At 73.4% G+C, this 22,583-nt stretch carries 17 protein-coding genes and 1 CRISPR repeat array (1 of these 18 cut by a window edge); of the genes, 16 read left to right on the forward strand and 1 reads right to left on the reverse strand.

The features are described 5' to 3' along the window. Window positions 1-124: direct repeats of the CRISPR family, unit length 28 nt; unit sequence GTCGGCCCCGCGCTCGCGGGGGTTGCTC; it begins 1,180 nt to the left of the window's first position. A 303-nt stretch (window positions 125-427) separates the two neighbouring features. Next, on the reverse strand, window positions 428-616 hold the full coding sequence (locus ACGF0D_RS01130) for a hypothetical protein (protein ID WP_392870885.1): 189 nt from the start codon (window positions 614-616) through the stop codon (window positions 428-430). Window positions 617-819: 203 nt separating this feature from the next. On the opposite strand from ACGF0D_RS01130, the gene ACGF0D_RS01135 reads away from it, so the two are divergent. The 16 genes from ACGF0D_RS01135 (at window position 820) to ACGF0D_RS01210 (ending at window position 22,578) form a co-directional block, all read left to right on the forward strand. Then, on the forward strand, window positions 820-2,094 hold the full coding sequence (locus ACGF0D_RS01135) for a helix-turn-helix domain-containing protein (RefSeq protein ID WP_392870882.1): 1,275 nt from the start codon (window positions 820-822) through the stop codon (window positions 2,092-2,094). 634 nt (window positions 2,095-2,728) lie between these two features. Next, entirely contained in the window at window positions 2,729-4,462 is a 1,734-nt protein-coding gene (locus ACGF0D_RS01140; protein WP_392913476.1) for a peptidoglycan-binding protein, read from the forward strand. Window positions 4,463-4,481: 19 nt separating this feature from the next. Beyond that, complete coding sequence (locus ACGF0D_RS01145; RefSeq protein ID WP_392913478.1) at window positions 4,482-4,946, forward strand: hypothetical protein; 465 nt, start codon at window positions 4,482-4,484, stop codon at window positions 4,944-4,946. 227 nt (window positions 4,947-5,173) lie between these two features. Beyond that, the gene (locus tag ACGF0D_RS01150) at window positions 5,174-7,021 is read left to right on the forward strand and encodes a phage tail sheath family protein (RefSeq protein ID WP_392913480.1); all 1,848 of its coding nucleotides are present in this window, start codon (window positions 5,174-5,176) and stop codon (window positions 7,019-7,021) included. Window positions 7,022-7,028: 7 nt separating this feature from the next. Next, window positions 7,029-7,553, forward strand: a complete 525-nt coding sequence (locus ACGF0D_RS01155) for a phage tail protein (RefSeq protein WP_392870870.1) — start codon at window positions 7,029-7,031, stop codon at window positions 7,551-7,553. A 10-nt stretch (window positions 7,554-7,563) separates the two neighbouring features. Further along, the gene (locus tag ACGF0D_RS01160) at window positions 7,564-8,406 is read left to right on the forward strand and encodes a hypothetical protein (RefSeq protein WP_392913482.1); all 843 of its coding nucleotides are present in this window, start codon (window positions 7,564-7,566) and stop codon (window positions 8,404-8,406) included. Next, the gene (locus tag ACGF0D_RS01165; RefSeq protein WP_392913484.1) at window positions 8,399-9,142 is read left to right on the forward strand and encodes a hypothetical protein; all 744 of its coding nucleotides are present in this window, start codon (window positions 8,399-8,401) and stop codon (window positions 9,140-9,142) included. The genes ACGF0D_RS01160 and ACGF0D_RS01165 overlap by 8 nt, the downstream gene beginning before the upstream one ends. A gap of 34 nt (window positions 9,143-9,176) precedes the next feature. Further along, on the forward strand, window positions 9,177-10,445 hold the full coding sequence (locus ACGF0D_RS01170; RefSeq protein WP_392913486.1) for a DUF4255 domain-containing protein: 1,269 nt from the start codon (window positions 9,177-9,179) through the stop codon (window positions 10,443-10,445). 19 nt (window positions 10,446-10,464) lie between these two features. Next, the gene (locus ACGF0D_RS01175; protein WP_392913488.1) at window positions 10,465-12,495 is read left to right on the forward strand and encodes an ATP-binding protein; all 2,031 of its coding nucleotides are present in this window, start codon (window positions 10,465-10,467) and stop codon (window positions 12,493-12,495) included. Beyond that, window positions 12,486-12,914, forward strand: a complete 429-nt coding sequence (locus ACGF0D_RS01180; protein ID WP_392913490.1) for a hypothetical protein — start codon at window positions 12,486-12,488, stop codon at window positions 12,912-12,914. Before ACGF0D_RS01175 ends, ACGF0D_RS01180 begins: the two co-directional genes overlap by 10 nt. Next, complete coding sequence (locus tag ACGF0D_RS01185) at window positions 12,911-19,222, forward strand: DUF4157 domain-containing protein (protein ID WP_392913492.1); 6,312 nt, start codon at window positions 12,911-12,913, stop codon at window positions 19,220-19,222. The genes ACGF0D_RS01180 and ACGF0D_RS01185 overlap by 4 nt, the downstream gene beginning before the upstream one ends. A 77-nt stretch (window positions 19,223-19,299) precedes the next feature. Continuing rightward, window positions 19,300-19,857, forward strand: coding sequence for a HEAT repeat domain-containing protein (locus ACGF0D_RS01190; protein WP_392913494.1), 558 nt, complete (start codon window positions 19,300-19,302; stop codon window positions 19,855-19,857). Next, window positions 19,857-20,504, forward strand: a complete 648-nt coding sequence (locus ACGF0D_RS01195; RefSeq protein ID WP_392870846.1) for a hypothetical protein — start codon at window positions 19,857-19,859, stop codon at window positions 20,502-20,504. Before ACGF0D_RS01190 ends, ACGF0D_RS01195 begins: the two co-directional genes overlap by 1 nt. Then, window positions 20,501-20,854, forward strand: a complete 354-nt coding sequence (locus tag ACGF0D_RS01200; protein ID WP_392870843.1) for a hypothetical protein — start codon at window positions 20,501-20,503, stop codon at window positions 20,852-20,854. The genes ACGF0D_RS01195 and ACGF0D_RS01200 overlap by 4 nt, the downstream gene beginning before the upstream one ends. 55 nt (window positions 20,855-20,909) lie before the next feature. Then, window positions 20,910-22,004, forward strand: a complete 1,095-nt coding sequence (locus tag ACGF0D_RS01205; protein ID WP_392913517.1) for a hypothetical protein — start codon at window positions 20,910-20,912, stop codon at window positions 22,002-22,004. A 64-nt stretch (window positions 22,005-22,068) separates the two neighbouring features. Further along, window positions 22,069-22,578: a phage baseplate assembly protein V gene (locus ACGF0D_RS01210; protein WP_392870840.1), complete on the forward strand. Its 510-nt coding sequence runs from the start codon at window positions 22,069-22,071 to the stop codon at window positions 22,576-22,578. Window positions 22,579-22,583: the final 5 nt, after the last annotated feature.

Below are 22,583 nucleotides of genomic sequence, written 5' to 3' on the forward strand. Positions count from 1 at the left end.
GTTGCTCCGGCGCCGGTCACCCTCAGCGCGGTGGTGGTCAGTCGGCCCCGCGCTCGCGGGGGTTGCTCCCGCATCACCCCCCGTGATTCGGGCGCTGTCGGCCCCGTGCTCGCGGGGATTGCTCCACTCCATCCCTGAACCCACCACGCCCCCGCTCTCCTCCGGGAGGGCGGGGGCGTCTTCGTGCGTTCGCAGCGGCTACCCGAACGGCATTACCGCAGTGCTGCGGGTCCCGAGGGCGCGTGCGTAGTCGGCTGCCTTACCGGTCAGAGTCCGGTAGTTGAGCACCGGATCACCTGCGGCAACCAGGGCGACGGCACACTCCAGGCACCACGGTCGCGGAGGATTCACGTCCCGGTCCTCGATGGCCGCCTCTCCTGTGCGGCACTCGGCGCAGAGTGGCATGCCGTCGGCCCTCCTTGCTTGCTCAGGCCCAGGTCGAGCCGCACTGGGTGCAGCCCCACCTGCCGTCCATGGTCTGGTAGGTGGCTCCCGACCCGCAGACCGGGCACGCCATGGCGGCCGCGATCCGGTCGCTGTCCAGCACGGTACCGGGCTGCGGGTCGCCGTGGGTCAGGTTCGGGGCCTCGGCGCGGTCGAGCAGGGCTGCACTCATGACGCTCTCTCCTCTGTTGAGGGGTGAGATGGGGATGCGCCCGGCCGGGGCACTCACCAGGGAACCCCGTCCCGGCCTGTGGCCAGGAGGCCTGGAGGGGCTGCCGCACGCCGTGTGCGTGCCCCGCACACCCCGTGCACGCCCTGCCCGCGGTGCCGGTCCTGTCGATACGGTGACGGCCCCGTGCAGTCGGAGGGGGCGCCGTGTCACGTCAGCGTCGGCTCGGGACGGCTATCAGGGCCGCCCGGTGTGCACAGCGGATGACGCAGGCCGAGCTGGGGCGAGCCTGTGGGTACTCGGCGTCCGCGATCAGCCGACTGGAGGCGGGCCTGCTACGGCCGGCAGACCAGCCGCTCGCCGTGATCATCCGGGTGCTGGGGCTCCAGCTTGACGACATCGACCAGGGCCGACCGGCTACTCTGGCGCGGGATGTGACTTCGGATCAGGAGGACGCCATGCTCCGCAGGCAGCTGCTCGTGGCCGGCATGGCGGCGGCCGGTACGTCGATGCTCCCGTCATCGGCGGCAAGAGCGTCCCGACCGGACGCGTCGACCCGGATCGTCGGGGCGCTGTACGAGCCGACGGAGTCGGCACCCGTGTCGCTGCAGCAGCTCGGCCGGGCACTGACCTCAGCCCGCGCGCAGTTCACGGCGGCCCGCTACGAGGATCTCGGTGCCGCCCTCCCTGGCCTGCTGGGTACAGGCGAGGCGACTCGGAACACTCTGTCCGGCCGAGCCCGGGAGCAGGCGCACGCGTGCATGGCCCGCGCCTGGGTGCTGGCAACGGAGCTTGCGTTGAAGAGCCACTCCGACGTGGCGTGGCCGGCGGCCGATCGAGCCCTGGCCGCGGCCCATGCCAGTGGCGCCCCGGCGGTCCAAGGCGAGGCGGCTCGGGTGCTGGCGATCACGATGCGACGCGCCGGCCGCCCGGCCGCCGCGGTGGACCTCCTGCGTCGCACCGCCGGATCGCTCGACCAGGGCACGGACGGCAACTCCCGGGCGGTGGCAGCAACCTTGTTGATGACGGCCGCGTACACGGCTGCGTGCGCACACCGCCGCGCGGACGCCCTCGATCTGATGGGGGGTGCCGAGGAGGCGGTCGGACGCCTGGCCGAGCAGCGGCAGAGGGCCCAGCAGTTGTTCACGGTTGACGCCACCAGCGCGCAGGCCGACCTGTACTGGATCGGCGTGCACACCGCGCTGGGCACCCCGGACGAGGGAGTCCCTTACGCGGCACGGATCGCCCCGGGGCAGCTGCCGACCGCGGAGCGCCGCGCCCGGTACGGCACCGACTGCGCACGCATGTGGCATCACCTCGGCGACCACCGCAGGACGTTCGCGGCCCTGCAGTTCACGGAGCAGATGGCGCCGGAGGAGGCACGCCGCCCCGCCCTACGGGCGCTGACGGCGGACCTGCTGTATGCGCCGGTGGCAGTCGCTGGCGTGCGCGAACTCGCCGCGCGCACGGGCGTGTTGTAGGGACGCATTGGCCCCGCGCTCGCGGGGGTTGCTCCAGGGTCCGCGGGATCACGTTCTTGCCGGTGGTATCGGCCCCGCGCTCGCGGGGGTTGCTCCAGGGTCCGCGGGATCACGTTCTTGCCGGTGGTATCGGCCCCGCGCTCGCGGGGGTTGCGCAACGTGCGGTGCGCCTGCAGCGCAGCGGTGTCGGGCGACTGGCTTGGCGTCGGACGTCGGCTGGCGGAGGCGCTCCCGGCGGGGAGGCCGCGGCCGCCGGTGCTGCAGGAGCGTGCCGGGACGGGCGGTGCGGCCTCCGGGGGCTGGGCGGCGGGGCCCCGGCGCTTCGAGGGGGCGCGCGGGCGGCGGAATGGGAAGCAGCTCGCATCCGGTTGAGGCCATTCCGGCGGATTCGGATGGCAATCCTGTGACGAACCATCACCGTTCCCTCACTCGTCGGTGGAATTGCCAGTGGCACGGTCCGGGTGCGGGCCGCGTGAGGGGATTGTCGTGAAATTCAAGATCCTTGGAAAACAGGAGAGTTGACCTTTCTTCGGTTGTACTGTGGAGTGGACATGACGCTCTGGCCGGTGTCGTGTGCCCCAGTACGGGGCCGATCCGGCCGTGGCTGCCATCGGCGCGAAGGGGGAGCTTCCTGATGGCATACGCGAAGGGTTATGACGTCTCCGACTTCCAGTCGGGTATTCCGGGGGATGCGGAGTTCGTCTTCATCAAGGCCACCGAGGGCGGGCACACCGAGCAGTCGGGGTACGCCTCCAAGGTCGCGGACGCGCGGGGGCGGGGGCTGGTGGTCGGGCACTACCACTTCCTGCACGTGGAGAACCCGGTCGACGGTGAGGTGGAGCACTTCTGCCGGGTGGTGGGGTGGATCCCCGCGGGTGAGTTGCTGGTGTTGGACTTCGAGCCGTACGGGCAGTCGGTCGGTGACGGGGACGCGACGGCGGCGAAGAACCAGTGGTTGGCGGCGGTCAAGCAGCGCTACCCGGACCACCTGGTCGGGCTCTACACCAATCGGGACTACTGGTTCCGGACGGACGACAACGCGGGCGACTTCCTGTGGATCGCGGACTACGTGTCCTCGGGTTCGCCGCGCATCCAGGCGTCCTGGCGCTTCCACCAGTACACCGACGACCCGCTCGACACCAACGTGTTCAACGGTTCGCTGGACGAGCTGAAGGCGTGGGCCGGGGCCGGTCAGGCCCCGGCGCCCGAGCCGCCGACGCCGGCGCCGGACCCTGTGCCGCAGCAGCCCGACTGGCCGGGGCTGCAGCTGGTGAGCCGCGACCAGTGGGGCGCGCGGGCCTGGCGCGAGCCCAACGGTTCGATCCCGTACGCCGGTCCGCGCGCCGGGGTGAAGGTGCACTACCTGGGCACGGCGTACACCTTCGCCGCCCACGACTCCTGCCCGGCCTACGTACGGCGCCTCCAGGCATCGCACATGGACGACGACGGCTGGTCGGACATCGGCTACAGCTTCGTGGTCTGCGAGCACGGCGTCGTGTTCGAGGGCCGGGGCCTGAACCGGCGCAACAGCGCCAACGGGGACGTCCCGCTCAACGAGGCGCACTACGCGGTGTGCGGACTGGTCGGCTCCTCGGGATCGACCGAGCCGACCCCGGAGCAGCTCAACGGGCTGCGGGACGCCATCGAGTACTGCCAGCGGCAGGGCCCGGCCGGTCCGGAGATCAAGGGGCACCAGGACGGCTACTCGACCGACTGCCCCGGTCCGGCCCTGTACGCCTGGGTGACGTCGGGTGCGCCGCGCCCGTCCGGGACGGTGGTCACCGCGCCCCAGCGGCCGGCGCCGCAGCCGGACCCGACCCCGGCCCGGTACCAGAAGAACGTCGGCGGGCTGGCGTACGGCTACGGCGCGCACGGTCCGCAGGTCACCCTCGTCGGCGAGTCGCTGTCGGCGGCGGGCTTCGGCTCGCACTACAGCCAGGGCCCCGGCCCGGACTGGACCGACGCCGACACCCTCAACTACGCCGACTACCAGCGCAGTCTGGGCTACTCCGGCGGGGACGCGGACGGCGTGCCCGGCGAGGCCTCGCTGCGCCGGCTGCTCGGCGGAGCGGTCCCGCTGGCCCAGGTGTCGAAGTCGAACGTGGTCGCGGCGGCCCGCCAGGACCCGGACGCGCCCCAGGGCGCCACCACCCACGCGGACGACGTGTACACGGTGGAGCAAGCCCTCGTCGCCGAGGGGCTGCTCGACCGGCAGTGGGCCGACGGCTCGTTCGGCACCAGGACCATCGACGCCTACTCCGCCCTCCAGCGCCGGTACGGGTACAGCGGGCAGCAGGCGGACGGCATCCCCGGCATCAACTCGCTGACCCGGCTCGGCCAGGCGCACGGCTTCACGGTCGCCGACTGACGTCGGTCGAGGAGGACCGATGTACCAACTCGCCCTGTCCCTGTGGCGCACGTGCGTGCCCTACGTCGTCGCCTTCCTCGTGGTGCAGGCCGCGCGGCTCGGCATCCACCTGGACAACGCCTCCGCCACCTCCGCCCTGGTCACCGGCTTCGGCACGGCCTACTACGCGGCGTTCAGGTTCCTGGAACACCGGTTCGGCGCGTCCTGGGGCTGGTTCCTGGGGGCCGCGCGGCCGCCGTCCTACCAGACGACGGACCCGGGGGCGACCCCCAAGTCGGCCCCCGGATCGGGCCCAGGGGCGGCCCCCAAGCCGGAACCCGAATCGGCTCCCAAGCCGGCCCCCGAGCCGGCTCCCGCGCCGACAACCGCGCCGGCGGCGGACACTCCGCCGGTCGTGCCCGAGCCCACGCCCGCGCCGACACCCGCGCCGACGGATCCCCCGGCGGCCAGACCCGACTACCGGAACCTCCCCGAAGGCGGCTGACCGGCCGCACCGGGCACCGACAGGGGGCGCGGAGTCGCCAATTGCGCGCCCCCTGCCCAATTAGTGCAGTAATACAATTTGCCTTTCCCGTTCGGGTCTTGACGTCCAGTCACCCGAATATGAGACTGAGCCTGCCACCAATGCATCGGGACCGCGCGGCGTGCCCGTAATCCGGTTCGAACCAATTTCCCGGGTCCCTTGATGCACGAAGTGAACGGAGGGGGAATTTGCCGACGACACCGACCTACCCGGGCGTCTACATCGAAGAGCTTCCCAGCGGCGTCCGTACCATCACCGCGGTGAGCACCTCGGTGACCGCCTTCGTCGGGGCGACCCGGCGCGGCCCGCTCGACCAGCCCGTCACCGTCACCAGTTTCGCGGACTTCGAGCGCCGCTTCGGCGGGCTCGCGAGCCAGAGCCCGGTCAGCTACGCCGTCCAGCAGTTCTTCCTCAACGGGGGCTCGATCGGCGTCGTGGTCCGGGTCGCGGCGGCCGGTACCGGCGCCGCCGCGGGCGTCACGCTCCAGTCGACCCAGACCTCCACCGCCACCCCCGCCCTGGAGGTCACGGCCGTCGAGCCGGGGCTCTGGGGGGCGGCGCTGCGGGTCGCCGTGGACTACCGGACGCCGACCCCGGCCGAGACCTTCAACCTCCAGGTCTTCGACACCTCGGGCGCCGTCCGGGAGTCCTTCACCGACCTGTCGGTCCGGGACACCAGCCCCCGGTTCGCCGAGACGGTGGTGAACGACGGTTCGACGGTCGTCCGGGTGAAGGTCCTGGCGGCAAGCCGGCCGGACCCGGTGGGCACCGTCTCCAAGCCGTTCGCGGCCACCCTGCCGGACCTCACCCACGAGATCCAGGTCAAGATCGGCGACGTGTCCCGGACGGTCCGGATCCACGACCCGGCCGTGGACGGCGCCGCGCCGACCACCGTCCCCGAACTCGCCCTGCTGCTGGAGCGCAAGCTGCGCGCGCTGCCCGACGCCCCGGGCAGCCGGGTCTTCGCGGGCACCCGGGTGACCGTGTTCGGCCGGCAGCTCCAGGTCGTCGCCGGCTCCACCGACCCGGCCGACGTGGTCCGCTTCCTCGGCGAGGCCGCCAACAACCTCGGCTTGGAGGGCTCGGTCAGCCCGCCGGTCCTCGCCCTCGCCGGCGGCCAGGACGGCGGCGCCCCCGGCCTGACCGACCTGATCGGCAGCGAGGCGGCCAAGACCGGCATCCAGGCCCTGCGCGACGTGCAGGACGTCAACCTGCTGGTGCTGCCGGAACTGGCCGGCTACACCAACGTCGACGACGCCGTCACGGTCGTCTCGGCCGCCCAGGCACTCTGCGCGGAGAAGCGGATGTTCCTGATCGTCGACTCGCCGCAGGCGTGGACGACGCTGGACGCCGCCCGGACGGGCCTGGCCGCCTTCGACTCGGTGCGCAGCGACCACGCGGCGCTGTACTTCCCGCACCTGGAGCTGGTCGACCCGCTCACCGGCCGGCTGCGCAGCTTCCCGCCGTCGGGCACCATCGCCGGTGTGATGGCGCGCACCGACGGCCAGCGGGGCGTGTGGAAGGCGCCGGCGGGCACCGAGGCCGGCCTGCCCGGGGTGCGCGCGCTGACCGTCCCGCTGACGGACCGGGAGAACGGCCTGCTGAACCCGCTCGCGGTGAACTGCCTGCGGACGTTCCCGGTGGTGGGCCCGGTGGTGTGGGGCGCCCGGACGATGGCCGGCGCCGACGTGCTCGGCTCGCAGTGGAAGTACGTCCCGGTGCGACGACTCGCGCTGATGCTGGAGGAGAGCCTCTACCGCGGCACCAAGTGGGTCGTGTTCGAGCCCAACGACGAGCGGCTGTGGGCGCAGATCCGGCTGAACGTGGGCGCGTTCCTGCACTCGCTGTTCCAGCAGGGCGCGTTCCAGGGCACGTCCGCGCGCTCGGCCTACTTCGTGAAGTGCGACAGGGACACCACCACGCAGGACGACATCAATCGCGGTGTGGTGAACGTCGTGGTCGGATTCGCGCCCCTCAAGCCGGCGGAATTCGTGATCGTCAAGATCGAGCAGCTCGCCGGACAGTTCGAGGTTTAGGATCTCCATGGTCGAGTTCACCGTCAATCCGCACCGGTTCGACCCCTACAAGAACTTCAAGTTCCTGGTGGTCTGGGACGGCCGGGTCGTCGCCGGGGTCAGCAAGGTCAGCCCGCTCAAGCGCACCACCGAGGTGGTGAAGCACCGCAGCGGGGGCGATCCGAGCGCGCCGCGGAAGTCGCCGGGCCGCACCGACTTCGAGGCGGTCACCCTGGAGCGCGGCGTCACCCACGACCCGGAGTTCGACCGCTGGGCCAACAAGGTCTGGATGGTCGGCGCGGGCCGCGGGGCGGAGGTCTCGCTCCGGGACTTCCGCAAGGATCTGGTGATCCAGGTGCTCAACGAGGCCGGCCAGGTGGCGGTCGCCCACAAGCTGTACCGCGCCTGGCCGAGCGAGTACCAGGTGCTCGGCGAACTGGACGCCAACGCCAACGCGGTGGCGATCCAGAGCCTCAAACTGGAGGTGGAGGGCTGGGAGCGGGACGACGAGACGCCCGAACCGGAAGAGCCGTCGTTCCAGCAGCCGGCCTGAGCGGGGACCGATGGAACTCGCCGGGCAGGCAGCCCTGTTGGCCACCTGGGAGGCCGGGCTGGCGGCGGGCCGCAGCGGGCGGGCCCTGCTGCTGCACACCGTCGCCCGCCCCGGGGCGGGGACGGCGGAGCTGCTGGCCGTACCGCTCGGCGAGCGGGACACCGAACTGTTCGGCCTGCGCGTGGAGTTGTTCGGCGAGCAGCTGAACGTGCGGGCCGGCTGCCCGGGTTGTGCGGAGGAGATGGAGTTCGCCTTCGACGCCCGGCAGTTGGTCGGTTCGGCGTTGTCGGGCAGTGTCCGGGAGTTGGGCGACCCCGGAGAGTCGGGCGGTGTCGGGGAGTTGGGCGACGCCGGGAAGTCGGCGGGTGTCGGGAAGTCGGGCGGTGCTGCGGAGTCGAGCCAAGCCGGGCCGCTGTGGGTGGAACTGGACGGCTGGCGGGTCGGTTTCCGGCTGCCCACCCCCGGTGACGTGGCAGCCGCCGAACAGGCCCCCGCGGGCCGGGGCAGGGCCGTCCTGCTGGAGCGGTGCGTGCTGACCGCCGAGCACGGCGGGGAGCCGGTGGCCGCCCGGCAACTCCCCGAACCGGTCCAGCGGCGGATGGCCGAGGCGGCCGCCGCGGCCGACCCGTGCGCGGACGTCCGGCTGAACCTCAGCTGCCCCGAGTGCGGCCGGCAGGCCCTCGCCGAGCTGGACATCGCCTCCTACCTCTGGGAGGAGCTGGACGACTGGGCCCGGGCGACCCTGCTCGACGTCCATCTCCTGGCCACCGCCTACGGCTGGGGCGAGGCGGAGATCCTGGCGCTCAGTCCGCTGCGGCGCCGCTACTACCTGGAGCTGTGTGCAGATGCCTGACCACTTCGACCGCCTGGTCGCGAAGGGCGCCCGGGGCCGGGGCCGGGACCGGGCCGGTTCCGGGTCCGACGCCGGGTCCGAGGCCGTGGTGCGCGTGCGGCCGCGCCTGCCGGGGCCGTTCGAACGGATCGACGGTCTCGGTCCGGTCCGGCCGGACGTCGACGGGGAGTCGGCCGCACCGGGCCGGCCGGACGTGCGGCCGGCTGCCGCACCACTCCCCTGGCCGACGGCGGCATCACGTCCGGGCCCGGCCGAGGGAGCGCCCCGGACGGCGGCCCACGACGGCCGGCCGGCGGCCACCCCCGTCCTTCCGCTGCCGCGCACGCCGCTGCTGGTCGCGCCGTCGATCGCCCCTGTCGCCGCGCCGACCGTCGAGCCGGTGGTGCGGGCGGGGGCCGCCCGCCCGGCGGCCCCGCCGGCCGGCACCGCAACGCCCGGCACCGCACCGTCCCGGACGGACATCCCCCGGGCTGCCGGGGCACCGCCCGTACCGGTGCGGCCCGCCGTCGCACCGGCGTCCGGACGGCGGGCCGCCCTGGCGGCCACCCTGGGCCACGCGCCCGGGAGCGGGGACCGCGGGCGGCAGCGACCCGTCGAGCGGGTGGTGCGGGTCCAGATCGGGCGGGTCGAGGTCAGGGCCGCCGAGCGCACCCCGGTCGGGCCGCGCAGGCCGGCGGCGGCCCGCCCGGCACCGGCCCTCGACCTGGACAGGTACCTCAACCGGGAGCCGTCATGACCGGGCGGGTGGGCGCGTCGAGGGAGCGGACCCCATGAGCAACCACCTCGCGATCGCGACCGTGAGCGAGGCGCTGCGGCTGCTCATCACCCGCGCGCTCTCGCCCGACATCCCCTTCGCGGTCGAGGTCGGCGCCCGCAGGCCGCTCACCGAGCCGCCCGCCGACCCGACCATCACCGTCTTCCTGTACCAGGTCACGCCCAACGCCGCGCTGCGCAACCGCGACGCGCCCACCCGCGCGACGGACGGCACCGTGCTCGCCCGCCCGACCGCCGCCCTCGACCTGCACTACCTGATCAGCTGCTACGGCGAGGAGACCCAGCTGGTCGGGCAGCGACTGCTCGGCTGTGTGGTCCGGGCGCTGACCGAACAGCCGGTGCTGTCACGGCAGTTGATCGACGAGGCGGCCGCCCAGCCGTACCTGGTCGGGGCGGACCTGGCCGCCTCGCCGCAGCGTGTGCGCTTCACCCCCACCACGATGGACCTCGAGGAGCTGTCCAAGCTGTGGAGCACCCTGCTCCAGACGCCGTACGCGCTGTCCGTGGTCTACCAGGCCACCGCCGTCCTCGTGGAGGGCAGGACCGACCCGGTGGCCGGCAAGCCGGTGCTGCGCCGTACGGTACGGGCCGTGCCGTCCCGCGGTCCGGTCGTCGAGCGGGTGCTCTCCCGGCCGGCCGGGTCCGCGGGCGCCCCCGAGGACGGGCCGGTGACCAAGGACCGGGAGCTGGTGGTGGAGGGCTCCGGCCTGCGCGCGGACCTGGTCGTGGCCAGGATCGGCGAGCGGCGGGTGACGGTCGGCCCCGGCGGTGTCCGGGACGACCGGCTGGTCGTCTCCGTACCGGAGGACCTGCCGCCCGGGGTGTACCAGGTGCAGGTGCTGCACGGACTGGCGCTGGACGGCCGGCCCGCCGCCGACCACCTCGCCGTGGAGTCCAACGCGCAGACCTTCGCCCGGCAGCCGCGGATCATCGCGCCGATCGGCACCGCGGCCCGCACGGACGGACCGGCCGGGGTGTCGGCCCGGCTGGACGTCCGACTGGACCTGCCGCTCCGGGACGACCAGCAGGTCCTGCTGCTGCTGGACGAGTTGCACCCGCCCGCCGGACGGCCGGGGGCCAGCCACCAGTTCCGCGCGCCCGCGCCGCCGCAGCCGCGCACCGACCCGTTCACGGTCCGGGTGCCGGTCGTCGGCGTGCGCCCGACGACGTACCTGGCCCGGGTCCAAGTGGACGGCGTGCCGAGCGAGTTGACGGTGTCCGGCGACGGGTCCTTCGCCGGGCCCGTCGTGGACCTGACGCACTGACCGCAGGACGGGGGGAGAGATGAGCACGCGCCGGAGGCAGGGCCGCGACGGCCCGGCGGACGATGCGCACCTGCGGTCGCTGTCGGCCGCGGTCGCCGCCGTCCTCGAACGGCTCGACGCGCACGCGGCGGGCCGCACCGACCGGGCGCCGTCCGGCGGATCCGGGCCCGCGCCGTCCGGCGAGCCCGCGGCAGCCGACAAACCCACGCCGTCCACCGCTGCCGGCCGCCGGGGTGGGCGCCGACCGACCGCCACCGCCCTGGACGCGCTCAGCGCCTCCTTCGGGCTCACCCCGTTCGAGCGCGACGTCCTCGTGCTGGCCGCCGCACCCGTGATCGACCCCACCGCCGCCGCCCGCTGCGCCGCGGCGGGCGGCGACCCGGGGCGCGCGTACCCGACCTTCTCGCTCGCCCTCGCCGCCCTGGACCAGCCGCACTGGAGCGCGCTCACCCCGGTGGCCCCGCTGCGCCGCTTCCGGCTGGTCGAACTGGACGACGAGACGGCGCTCACCGCCTCCCGGCTGCGGATCGACGAGCGGGTGCTGCACTTCCTGGTCGGCGTGCCGTACCTCGACGTGCGGCTGCACGGTTTGCTCACCCGGGTCGGGCCGCCCGGCGAACTGCCCGACCCGCACGAGCGGTGCGCGGCCGAGCTGGCACACGGGTGGACCGCGGCCGGGCTGTCCGGCCCGCCGCACACCGAACTGACCGGCGCCGACCGCCGTACCCGCTGGGAGATCGCGGCGGCGGCGGCCCACCGCGCCGGGCTCGGCCTCTACGCCGCGCACCGCGAGGACCTGCCCACCGAGCCCGCCGAGCGCGAGCAACTCGCCCGGCTGTGGCAGCGGGAGGCGATCCTGATCCCGGCCGCGCTGCTGGTCGAGGGCGGGGAGCCGGGCGGGGAGCGCCGGCCGGCCCCGAACGGTACGGAGGCCTTCCTGGCGAGCCTGGGGGTGCCGCTGGTGGTGTCCGGCGACGAGCCACCGCCGGCGGGGGTGTCGGACCGCGCCCGGCTGACGGTGCCCCCGCTCGGCCCCGAGGAGCAGCTGGCGATCTGGGGCGCGGCGCTGGACGGTGCACCGGGCGTCACGGAGGGCGAACTCCGGGCGCTGGCCGCACAGTTCTCCCTGCCCGGCCATGTGATCCGTTCGGCCGCGGCGACGGCCCGGCGGGCGGCCGAGGACGGCCGGGACGTCAGCCCACTAGCGTGGCAGGCCGGACTGGTGGAGGCCCGGATGTCCCTGGACGAGCTGGGCCGGCGGGTCGAGCCGCGCGCCGACTGGGAGGACCTGGTGCTGGAGGAGCGCCAGCGCGCGACGCTGCGCGAGATCGTCGCCCACGTCCGCCGCCGCGGCACGGTCTACCAGGAGTGGGGATTCGAGTCCGTGCTGCGCCGGGGCCTCGGCGTCACCGCGCTGTTCGCCGGCGGGTCGGGCACCGGGAAGACGCTGGCGGCCGAGGTCGTCGCCGGGCAGCTCGGCGTGGACCTGTTCGTCATCGACCTCTCCCAGGTCGTCAGCAAGTACATCGGCGAGACCGAGAAGAACCTCCGGCGGGTCTTCGACGCGGCCGAACGCGGCGGCGCGCTGCTGCTGTTCGACGAGGCCGACGCGCTGTTCGGCAAGCGCAGCGAGATCAAGGACAGCCACGACCGCTACGCCAACCTCGAGGTCAGCTACCTGCTGATGAGGATGGAGGCCTACCGGGGCCTGGCCGTGCTCACCACCAACATGAAGAAGGCGCTGGACCCGGCGTTCATGCGGCGGATCAGGTTCGTGGTCGACTTCCCGTTCCCCGGGGTGCCGGAGCGCGCCGAGATCTGGCGGCGGGTCATCCCCAAGCAGACCCCCAGCGAGGGCATCGATCCGCAGCGGCTCGCCCAGCTCACGGTGGCCGGCGGCTCCATCCGCAACATCGCGCTGTCCGCCGCCTTCCAGGCCGCCGACGAGGGCTGCCCGATGCAGATGCGGCACCTGCTGGCCGCCGCGCGCACCGAGTACCTGAAGCTGGAGCGCTCGCTGACGCCCTCGGAGGTCGGCGGATGGATCTGACCGAGGGGGCGGAGACGGGGCGGCACGGCACCGGGCGCGACAGCGCCGGGCGGGCCGAGCGCGGGGGCGTCGGGCGGGCCGAGCGCGGGGGCGTCGGGCGGATCGAGGTCGAGATCGGCGAGCTGGTCCTCGACGGCTTCACGCGGATCGACCACGACCGACTGGCGGCGGCGTTCCGGAGCGAACTGACCCGCCTGGTCGAGGCGCGCGGTGTGCCGCTCGCGGTCGGCGGCGACCGCACGCTGGACGTGCTCTCCGGGCTGCCGCCGCTGCCGGCCGGCGCCTCACCGCAGCGGCTCGGCGAGGCCCTCGCCCGCGCCGTGCACAGCGGGCTGTCCGGGCTGTCCGGACTGTCAGGGCAATCCGGACTGTCAGGGCGATCCGGCGGTGCCCGGCCGCCGGGACGGGGGCGGACATGACGCGACCCACCGCCACCGCGAAGGACTCCGCGCCGGACGCCAAGCAGGGCGCGGCCCGGCGCAGGGCACGGACGCCGAAGGCCCGTACGCCCGAGCCGAAGGAGATCGTCTCCGGCGCCGGCCAGCCGCTCGACCCGGGCGTGCGCCGGGAGCTGGAGACGCGGCTCGGACACGACCTCAGCCGGGTCCGGGTGCACACCGACCGGGACTCCGCCGCGCTGACCGAGCTGATCGGCGCGGACGCCGTCGCCGTCGGCCCGGACCTCTTCTTCGGCGAGGGCAAGTACCGGCCGGCCGCCGAGGACGGCCGACGGCTGCTCACCCACGAGCTGCTGCACACCGTCCAGGCCCCGAACCCGCTCGGCGCGCTGCGGGCCGGCCGTGACCTGGGCGCGGTCAGCCTGCCGCTGGACGCGATCGAACGGGAGGCGGAGCACGGCGCGCGCGCCGACCGGCCGACGGCGGCGACGCCGGGTGCCACACCGGGCTGGCTCCGCTACGCGACCGTCGACGCCGACCGGTTCCGCACCGAGCGGCTCGACCCGGCCACCCTGGTCGAGCGGCTGGCGGCCGGCATCCTGCGCTCGCTGCGCGGCGACCCGACCGACTCCTCCGGCCGAGTACGCCTGCAACTCGCGCGCTTCGCACCCGAGTTGCAGGAATCCGTGCTCGCACGCCTGGCGGACCGGATGCCCTCCTCGGACTACACCCGGGTGCTGGAGCTGGTCGAGGCCGCCGAGCACCGCCCGGCCGACATCGACGGCGCCCAGACGCCCGAGCCGGTCACCGGGGCCGCCGAGCGGACCGGCGACGAGCGGACCGGCGACGGGGAGCGGGCCAGTGAGGAGCAGGCCGACCAGTCGGGGCAGGCGCAGGACCGGCAGCCGGGCCAGGACGCGGACCGGCCGGACGGCCCGAAGGGACGGCGCAAGCACCCCAAGGGCCAGGACGGCAAGGACCAGGACAACAAGGACGGCGAAGCGGACGCCGAGCAGGGCCCGAAGCAGCAGGAGGAGCAGCAAGCACCGCCCGCGGACGGCAAGGACGGGCAGGCGCCGCAGAGTTCACCGCAGAGCACGCCACAGAGTGCACCACCGACGGGGCAGCCCGATGCCGCCCCGGAGGCGTCCGCAGCGGCCCCCGGGGCGGCATCGGAGGCACCCGCCACCGCTGAGGAGGAGGCGGACCAGGCGGCGGCCGCCCCCGTGACCGGGGCGCCCGAAGCCGGGCAGCCGGACGCCGCCGCCCAGCCCTCGGCCGGTACGACCCCGAAGGAGCCGGCCGCCGTCCCGCCGCCGCAGCCCGCGCCCGTCAAACCCGAGCGCCTGGACGCGATCACGCAGGCCCCGGACAGCCCGCTCGCCCGGCACGGACTGCTCAAGGACGACCAAGCGCAGGGCGAAACCCGGGACGAGGAACGGCCGTTGGGCATGGAGCCCGACGCGGAGGCCGAGGTCCACGACACCCCCGGCGCGGACCGGGAGCAGCCGCCGCAGTCGGCCGCCGCCGAGCCGGAGCTGGGGCCCTCCGACTTCCTGCCCACGTCGGACCTCGACGTGTCCGCCGTCCCGACCGTCGACCGGATCCCGCAGTCGGCGGACGGCGCGCCCGCCGCGAACGCCGAGGCGCCGGCGTTCCCCGAGCCGCCCGCGACCAGGGCCGAGGCGGTCCAGGAGGAGAGGGCGAGCCGGCCGGAGAGCGACGAGGAGCCGGCGGCCTCACCCGAGCCTGCCCCCGCCGCGGAGACCGGGACGGCCGGGACGGCAGGGACGGCTACGGAGGCCGAGGACCGCGGCAGCCGTGACCTCCAGCCGGAACAGCCGGTCGAGCAGGAGGTGGGCCCCGATCCGGCCCAGGGCCAGGCTGCCGCTCCGGATCCGGCTGCGGCCCCGGAGCCGCAGCCGGATCCGGAGCCGCAGCACGAGCCGCAGGAGCGGCAGCCGGAAGAGCCCGCCGCCGAGGCGCGGGAGCCCGAGACGCCCAGCGCCCGGGAGCGCACCGCCGCCCCCACCGGAGCAGGATCAATCGGCGCCGACGGCCCGGAGAGCGCGCCCGGGGCCGAGCCCGACACCGCGCCGTCCACCGCCGTACCGACCGACACCTCCGCGCCGTCCGACACCGCCGCCGGTCCGGCGGCCGAGCAGTCCGACGCACCGGGCGGACTCACCGCCCAGCCCGCCCCGGACGCCTCCCTGGAGTCCGGCGGCGGCTCCTGCGCGGGCCCCCAGCAGCCCACCACCGAGGCGGAGCCGGACGGTGCCGCCGGTGGCGCCGGAGGTGGCTGCGCGGCCGGGGCCGGGGGCGCGGCCGGAGCCCCCGCCGAGCAGCAGGAGAAACCGGCCCCGCCCGACGTCTCCGGCCAGGACCCCCAGGGCGCACTCGCCACCGCCGCGAGCCTGCCGCCCGATCAGATGGCCGCCACGCTGGACGGCGTGGACGGTTCGGTGGACCGTACGGTCGGCGAGCAGCACGCCCGGTTGCAGGCGGCCCCGCCCGCCGTCCAGCGCCCGTCCGGGGCCCCGCAGACCCAGTCCGGCCCGCCCGAGGCCGCGCCGCCGGCCGAGGCGGTGACGGAGCGGCTGGAGCGGGTCGGTCCGGAGGGCGCGGACGGCGGGCAGCAGCAGGCCGAGCAGAAGAAGGTCGAGGGCGGCAACCCCGCCGACCGGGTCGCCGATCCCCACGTCGCCGACGACGCGAGCGGCCAGGTCTCGGCGCAGGAGGTGCAGCAGATCCAGGGGGCCGTCGACGGGGTGCCCTCGACCGACCCCGCGCTGAACACCACCGTCGGCCCGGCCCCCCGGGTCGAACTGACCGGCGAGAGCGACCCGGCGCGCACCGACCGCCAGGCGGCGAAGCTCAAGGACAGCTCCGCCAGGATCCTCGGCGTCGGCCGGGACGACGCCGCCAAGCCGATGGGCGAGGACCGGATCTACCCGGACGTGCCGAAGGAGACCCTCACCGCCTCCGTACCGGGCGGCGGCCGCAAGCGCGGGGGCGGCGGCGCCGGACGAGCGGCCGACACCAAACCGGGCATCGGCATCGTCACCCAGCAGGAGCGCGGGCCGCAGATCCAGGCCGCCGTCGGTGAGGGCCAGGGCCGGCTGGGCTCCGAACAGGCCAAGCAGAAGCAGGGCGAGGCCGACGCGCGTCGGCAGAACCAGGCCGAGATCGACCAGGCGGTGGCCGACGACGCCCAGGCCCAGGCCGGCGAGCGGGGCGACGCCGCGGAGAAGGTCAGGGCCGAACGCGAGCAGTGGCGCACCGAGCAGGACCAGAAGGTCTCCGGCGCGGACCAGGACGCCGACGCCGAGCACAAGGACAAGACCGGGCAGATCGACGGGAAGCGGACCGAGGCCGACAAGGACGTCCAGGACCGTCAGCAGCAGGACAACCAGAAGATCCAGGACAAGCGGAAGGAGGCCGAGGAGAAGGCGCAGAAGGAGAAGGACCGCAAGAAGGAGGAGTCCGAGGGCTGGTGGGGCTGGGTCAAGTCCAAGGTCAAGGCGGCCTTCGACGCGCTGGTCGAGGCGGTCACCAAGGTCTTCGACTACTTCCGCGGTCTGATCAACGACATCATCGACGGCTTCCGGACGTTCGCGAACTGGGCGATCGACCAGGCGCGGAAGTTCGCCGTCGACCTGATCGACAAGCTCGCGGACGCACTGATCAAGATCTGCGACGTGCTGCTGGCGGCCTTCCCCGAACTGCGGGACAAGTTCCGCAGGAAGATCGAGGAGTGGCGCGACAAGGCCGTCGCCAAGGTCAACGAGTGGGCCGACAAGCTGAAGAGCGCCGTCAACAAGCTACTCGACGCGCTGGCGGCCGGGCTGAACGCGCTGCTGGACGCGCTGGAGGCGGGGCTGAAGGCCGCCATCGAGGCCGTCCGCAAGGCGGTGATGGACGCCATCGACTTCGTACAGAAGGCGATCGCGGTCTTCGGCGAGTTCGCGGCCCTGATCGGCGACATCGCCCCCGACCCGGGCGGGTGGCTGAAGAAGCTCGGCACCGCGGCGATCGACGGCATCCAGCACTACCTGTGGGGCGCGATCAAGAGCGCGGTGAAGCAGTGGTTCAACGACAAGGTGGAGTCGGTCGTCGGCCTGACCTCCACCATCGTCAACGTCCTGGTCAAGGGCTGCATCTCGATGGCCCAGATCGGACGGATGGCGTGGCAGGCGATCGTGGCGGCGCTGCCCGGAATGATCGTCTCGATCGTCGTCGAGAAGCTGGTGTCGATGATCGTGCCGGCGGCCGGTGCGATCATGGCCATCATCCAGGGCCTGGTCGCGGCGTGGAACACCATCAGCAAGATCGTCGCCGCGATCGGGAAGTTCGTCGCCTTCCTCAAGGCCGTCAAGTCCGGATCGGCCGCCTGCCTGTTCGCCGACGCGGTCGCGGCGGGCGTGGTCGCACTGCTCGACTTCATCTCCAACTTCCTGCTCAGCAAGCTCAAGGGAGCCGGGAAGGCCGTCGGCACCAAGCTCAAGGGGATCGCCCAGCGGATCCTGAAGGGCCTCGCCAGGGCCGGCCGGGGCGCGCGCAAGGCGGCCGGCCGGGCCGTCGACAAGGCCCGGGCGAGCCTGCGCCGGGCCACCCAGACGCTCCGCCGGCGCCCCTCCCGTCCCACTCGCCCCGCCCGCACCGGGCCCGCCCGGCACACCGTCGAACACGCGAAGCGCCCGGCACCCACCCCCGGACGCCCCCGCCGCGAAGTCACCCGCCCGAAGCCCACCCCCCGCCGCCGCCCCACCTCCCCCGTCGGCCGCGCCCTCAACGCCTCCCGCCAGACCGTCAAGGCCGCCCTCAACCGCGTCCGCACCGCCGCCCGCACCCTCGGCCGCAAGCTCCTCCACAGCAAGCTCGGCCGCGCCCTCACCAACGGCGCCCACAGGATCCGCGACGCCTACCGCAGGCAGCGCGACCGCCTCCGCGCCTGGCAGCAGAAGCGCCGGCAACAGCGCGCCGAGCGCCGCGCCCACGAGAACTCGCCCCAGGCGAAGCAGCAGCGGCTGGACCTGATCGTGGCCCGCCTGCAGCCGCGTCTGACGCGGCTCCTCGGCAAGGGGATCCGGAGGCAGGCCCTGGGCGCGGTACTGCGGGCGCTGCGTGCCTGGTACCGGCTGACCGGGCTGGAGCTGAGCGGACTCCCGCAGTTCGTCATCCGCGCACTGCTGAACCCGGAGAAGGTCGCGGTCGCGGGGGTGGAGCTCGACCGCACCGAACTCCTGGAATTCATCCGCACGGTGGCGGACGAGGTCCGGGGCTCGTCGCGACACCTGGAGAACACGGAGGGCATCGGGTACGACCAGCAGGACAGGCGGATATCCGCCGGTGACAGGATCGATTCCGTGTCCATGGCGAACAAGTTCCGCAAGCTGGCCTTCCCGGACGGGAGCTACCAGACGGTCGAGGGCCCGAACGGCGCGACCGTGGGGCTCAAACAGGGGTTCAACAGTCCACGCAACCAGGTGGTTTCGCCGCACGGAAGCGCCGCCGAACGGCTCCCGCACGACTATCCGAGCATGTTCAACGGCATGCCGAGGCCGGAACAGGAGAAGATCGCCCGTACGATGCTCGCCGATCTGGGCGGGGGCCCCGCACCGGAGGGCGCGGACGCCATCCCGGACGGCAGGCGGACGTTCCTCCACACCCTCGGTGCCGTGGAGCACAACCGGTCGCCCAGCGACGTGGTCTACCGGGCGATGGCCTACAAGGTCGCCACGGAGGATTCCAGCAAGTTCGACAAGAAGCGACGCGCCGCCGGAATGACCGACCTGGACCAAGCCGTCAACAAACTGCCGCTGGCACCGAAGGGGGCGCAGAGTGAGGCCCGCCAGCTCAATCTCGCCCTCAAGTTCAAGGAGTTGAAATCCTCGACCAGCGATCCGGACGTGCTCGCCCGACGCATGCAGGCGCTCGCCGCGCAGGAGGGGTTGGGCCCGGCCGAGCTGCAGCAGCTGACGGGCGTCAGCCAGGCCCGCTACCTCACGAGCCAGGGGATACCGGCCAAGAGGCGCAAGGAGGTTCGGACCGTGATGAACAACAAGAACGCGTCCGAGGAGGACCGGGCGAAGGCACGCGCCGAGATGGAGTCATGGAAACAGGCCTACGTCCAACACGCCTGGGGGGAGGCCGCCCGGACAGGAGAAGTGAGGACCACGCGCAAGGCCAACGCCATGGCCGAACGCGAGGTGGCGTTCCTCAAGGCCTGGGCCTCGACGCTCGAGCTGGACTTCGCGGGCAGCGAGGGCAAGGAGAGACTGTTCGCGCACATCCGGGCTCACATCTACGAGATCTACGGCCTCTGAGGCCTGGAACGCACCGAATTGGAGGGTGGATGACCACCGGACGTCACACGGGTCGTCGCTTGATTCTTCACGATTCCGTGGACAACGCCGAGATCCGGGCCTTCGCCGAGGCCGATGGATGGACCTATGAGGGGGACATCGCCCGGGATCCGGAGACCCAGGCCCACTACGAGGCGAAGTGGTCACTGCCCGGCGGCCTGTCGGCCCACTACGTCGCGGACGAGTTCGTCGACGCGCGGTACATGGTCGTCGCCGGTGACGACGGTGCGCGGGTCCAGGAGGCGTCGGCGCGGCTGGAGGCCGCGCTGGACTTCTGGAGCGTCGACGGCCTGGAGACCGAATTCGACGTGTGCGTCTACCCGGTCGAGCAGGCGAGGTCCGTGTTGCTGCTGGGCGCCGGATCCCCGAAGCGGGCGGTGGACTCCGTGGTCATGCGCGTTCTGGAGGCGGTCCGGCACAAGGACCCCAGGGTCCGTCGGGCCGCGGTTCAGGCCATGGTGTACTCCGAGTGGCCCGAGTACCGCGAGCCGCTGGCGGACGTGGTCGCCCACGACGCGGACCCCGAAGTCGTCCGCGAGGCGGGGATCGCCCTTCGGCTGCTGGAGGGGCCGGCCCGACCGGAGGACGGCTCCTGATGACCGGGTACGCGGACGCCCCCAGGCCGATCAGGGCCGGGCTGGTCATCGTCGACGCGTTGCGGGGGACGCCGCAGCGGGTGGTCGTGCTGCAGTTCAATCCGGACAGTCTGGAGCGGTCGTTGGCTCCGCAGGTGGCGGGGGCGGACGGGAGTGGGGACCGGACGGAGGCGTTGCGGTTGAAGGGGCCGGCGGTGGAGACGTGGAAGTTCACCGCGGAGCTGGACGCGACGGACCAGTTGGAGGTGCCGGCGCCGAACGGCATCCATCCGCAGTTGGCCGCGCTGGAGTTGCTGGCGCAGCCGGCCAGTTCGCAGTTGCGGGCGAACCAGGCGCTGGCGGCGGTGGGGACGCTGGAGATCACGCCGGTCGAGGCGCCGCTCACGCTGTTCACCTGGGGCGGCAAGCGGATCCTGCCCGTGCGGTTGACCGAACTCACCATCACCGAGGAGGCGTTCGACATCGATCTGAACCCGATCAGGGCCACCGTCGCCATCGGCCTGCGCGTCCTGACCGTCAACGACCTGCCGGCCGGGCACCGCGGGGCCGAGCTCTACCTGGCGCACCTGGTGCAGAAGGAGCGGCTGGTGGGCACCGCGGCCGACGGGCGGCTGAGCGCGCTCGGCCTGGGTGGGGGGCTGCGGTGACCGTCGACCAGCCGTTGAACGCGCTGCCCGCGCCCTCGCCGTACCCGCCGACCAGCCGGTACCACGACGTCCCGGTCGCGTTGTACACGGAGCCGGACGGGCGGCAGGTGCCGTACCTGAGGCGGCGGTTGCTGCCGAGCCCGGACGGCCTGACCCCGCTCGCCGAGCACGTCGTCGGTGCGGGCGACCGCCCCGATCTGCTCGCGTACCGCTACCTCGGCAGCGCCGACCAGTGGTGGCGGATCGCCGACGCCAACCCGGTGCTCGATCCACGGGAGTTGACCGCGACGCCGGGCCGGCGGATCACCGTGGCGCTGCCGGGCGGGGTGCCGGGGGTGGGGAGTGTCTGAGGCCTCGGCCGTCACGGGGGGCGGGTCGGTCGGGTCGATCCACCTCACCCTGCTGATGGGCCCGCAGATCCCGGTGCCGGTGCCGCAGCCGGTGACCGACGCCCTGCTGTCGGCGCAGGTCACGGTGGCGTCCGGGCAGCGCAGCGGGTTCCAGCTGGCCTTCGACCTGTCGAAGCGGGGGCTGATCAACACCGCGCTGCTGCCGGGCGGCTTCTTCGATCCGAAGATCAGGGTGGTGCTGATGGTGGTCGTCTCGGGCACCCCGAGCGTGCTGATGGACGGTGTGATCATCCGTCAGGAGGTCGGCATCAGCAACCAGCCCGGCCAGTCCACGCTCACCGTCACCGGCGAGGACCTGACGGTGCTGATGGACCTGGAGGAGCAGGCCGGCGTGCCCTTCCCGGCGATGTCCCCGGCGGCCCGGGTCGCCGCGATCATCGGAAAGTACGGGCAGTACGGGATCGTGCCGCTGGTCATCCCGGAGCTGGTGCCGCAGACGCCGATGCCCACCCGGCGGATCGACTTCCAGAAGGGCACCGACCTCGGGTACGTCAACGAGCTGGCGAAGGCCAACGGCTACGTGTTCTACCTCGACCCCGGCCCGGTCCCCGGGACGAGCCGCGCCTACTGGGGGCCGGAGAACCGGCTCGGCGTCCCGCAGCACGCGCTGAACGTGAACATGGACGGGCTGTCCAACGTCGACCAGCTCACCTTCACCCTCGACGGGACCGCCCGCGAGGAGCCGGAGGCCCGCATCCAGCTGCCCGCGACCAAGGTCTCCGCGATCCTGCCGGTGCCGGAGGTCAGCATCCTGCGCCCGCCGCTCGCGCTCAGGCCCGCGCCGGCGCTGAAGAAGAAGGTCATCGCCGACACCGCCAAGAAGGACACCTCCCAGGCCGTCGCCGAGACCATCGCCCAGGCGATGCAGTCGGCGGACGCCGTCTCGGGCTCCGGCCAGCTCGACGTCGTGCGGTACGGCCACGTCCTGCGGCCGCGCGAGCTGGTCGGAGTGCGCGGCGCCGGGCTCACCTATGACGGCCTGTACTTCGTCAAGAGCGTCACCCACAACCTCAAACGCGGCTCGTACACCCAGAACTTCACGCTGGCCCGCGAGGGCCTGATCGCCCTCCAGCCGACCGTCGTCCCGTAGCCGTCCCCTAGCCACCCCGCAGCCGTCCCACAGCCGTCCCGATCGACTGCCAGGAGTTGCCAGCATGGCCGAACCGACCCGCTACCTCGGCAAGTTCCGGGGAACGGTGGTGAACAACGTCGACCCGCTCGGGATCGGCCGCATCCAGGCGCAGGTGCCCGACGTGCTGGGCGACGCCGTGTCGACCTGGGCGATGCCGTGCTTCCCGGTGGCCGGCCCGGGCATGGGGCACTACGCCGTTCCGCCGGTCGGGGCGGGCGTGTGGCTGGAGTTCGAGCAGGGCGACCAGAGCTACCCGATCTGGACGGGCTGCTGGTACGGCTCCGCCTCGGAGGTCCCGGTGGAGGCGAGGACGGGCCCGCCGGGAGCGCCGAACGCGGTGCTGGAGACCTCGGGGCGGCGGGTGATCATCCTGTCCGACGATCCGACCACGGGGATCACCCTTCGCACGCCGAGCGGGGCCTCGATCGTGATCAACGACTCGGGCATCCAGATCAGCAACGGCCAGGGCGCCTCGATCTCGCTCGTCGGCGCCACCGTTTCCATCAACCAGGACGCCCTGAGCGTGACCTGACGGGG

The sequence above is a fragment of the Kitasatospora sp. NPDC048298 genome (assembly GCF_043201465.1).
Taxonomy (GTDB): domain Bacteria; phylum Actinomycetota; class Actinomycetes; order Streptomycetales; family Streptomycetaceae; genus Kitasatospora.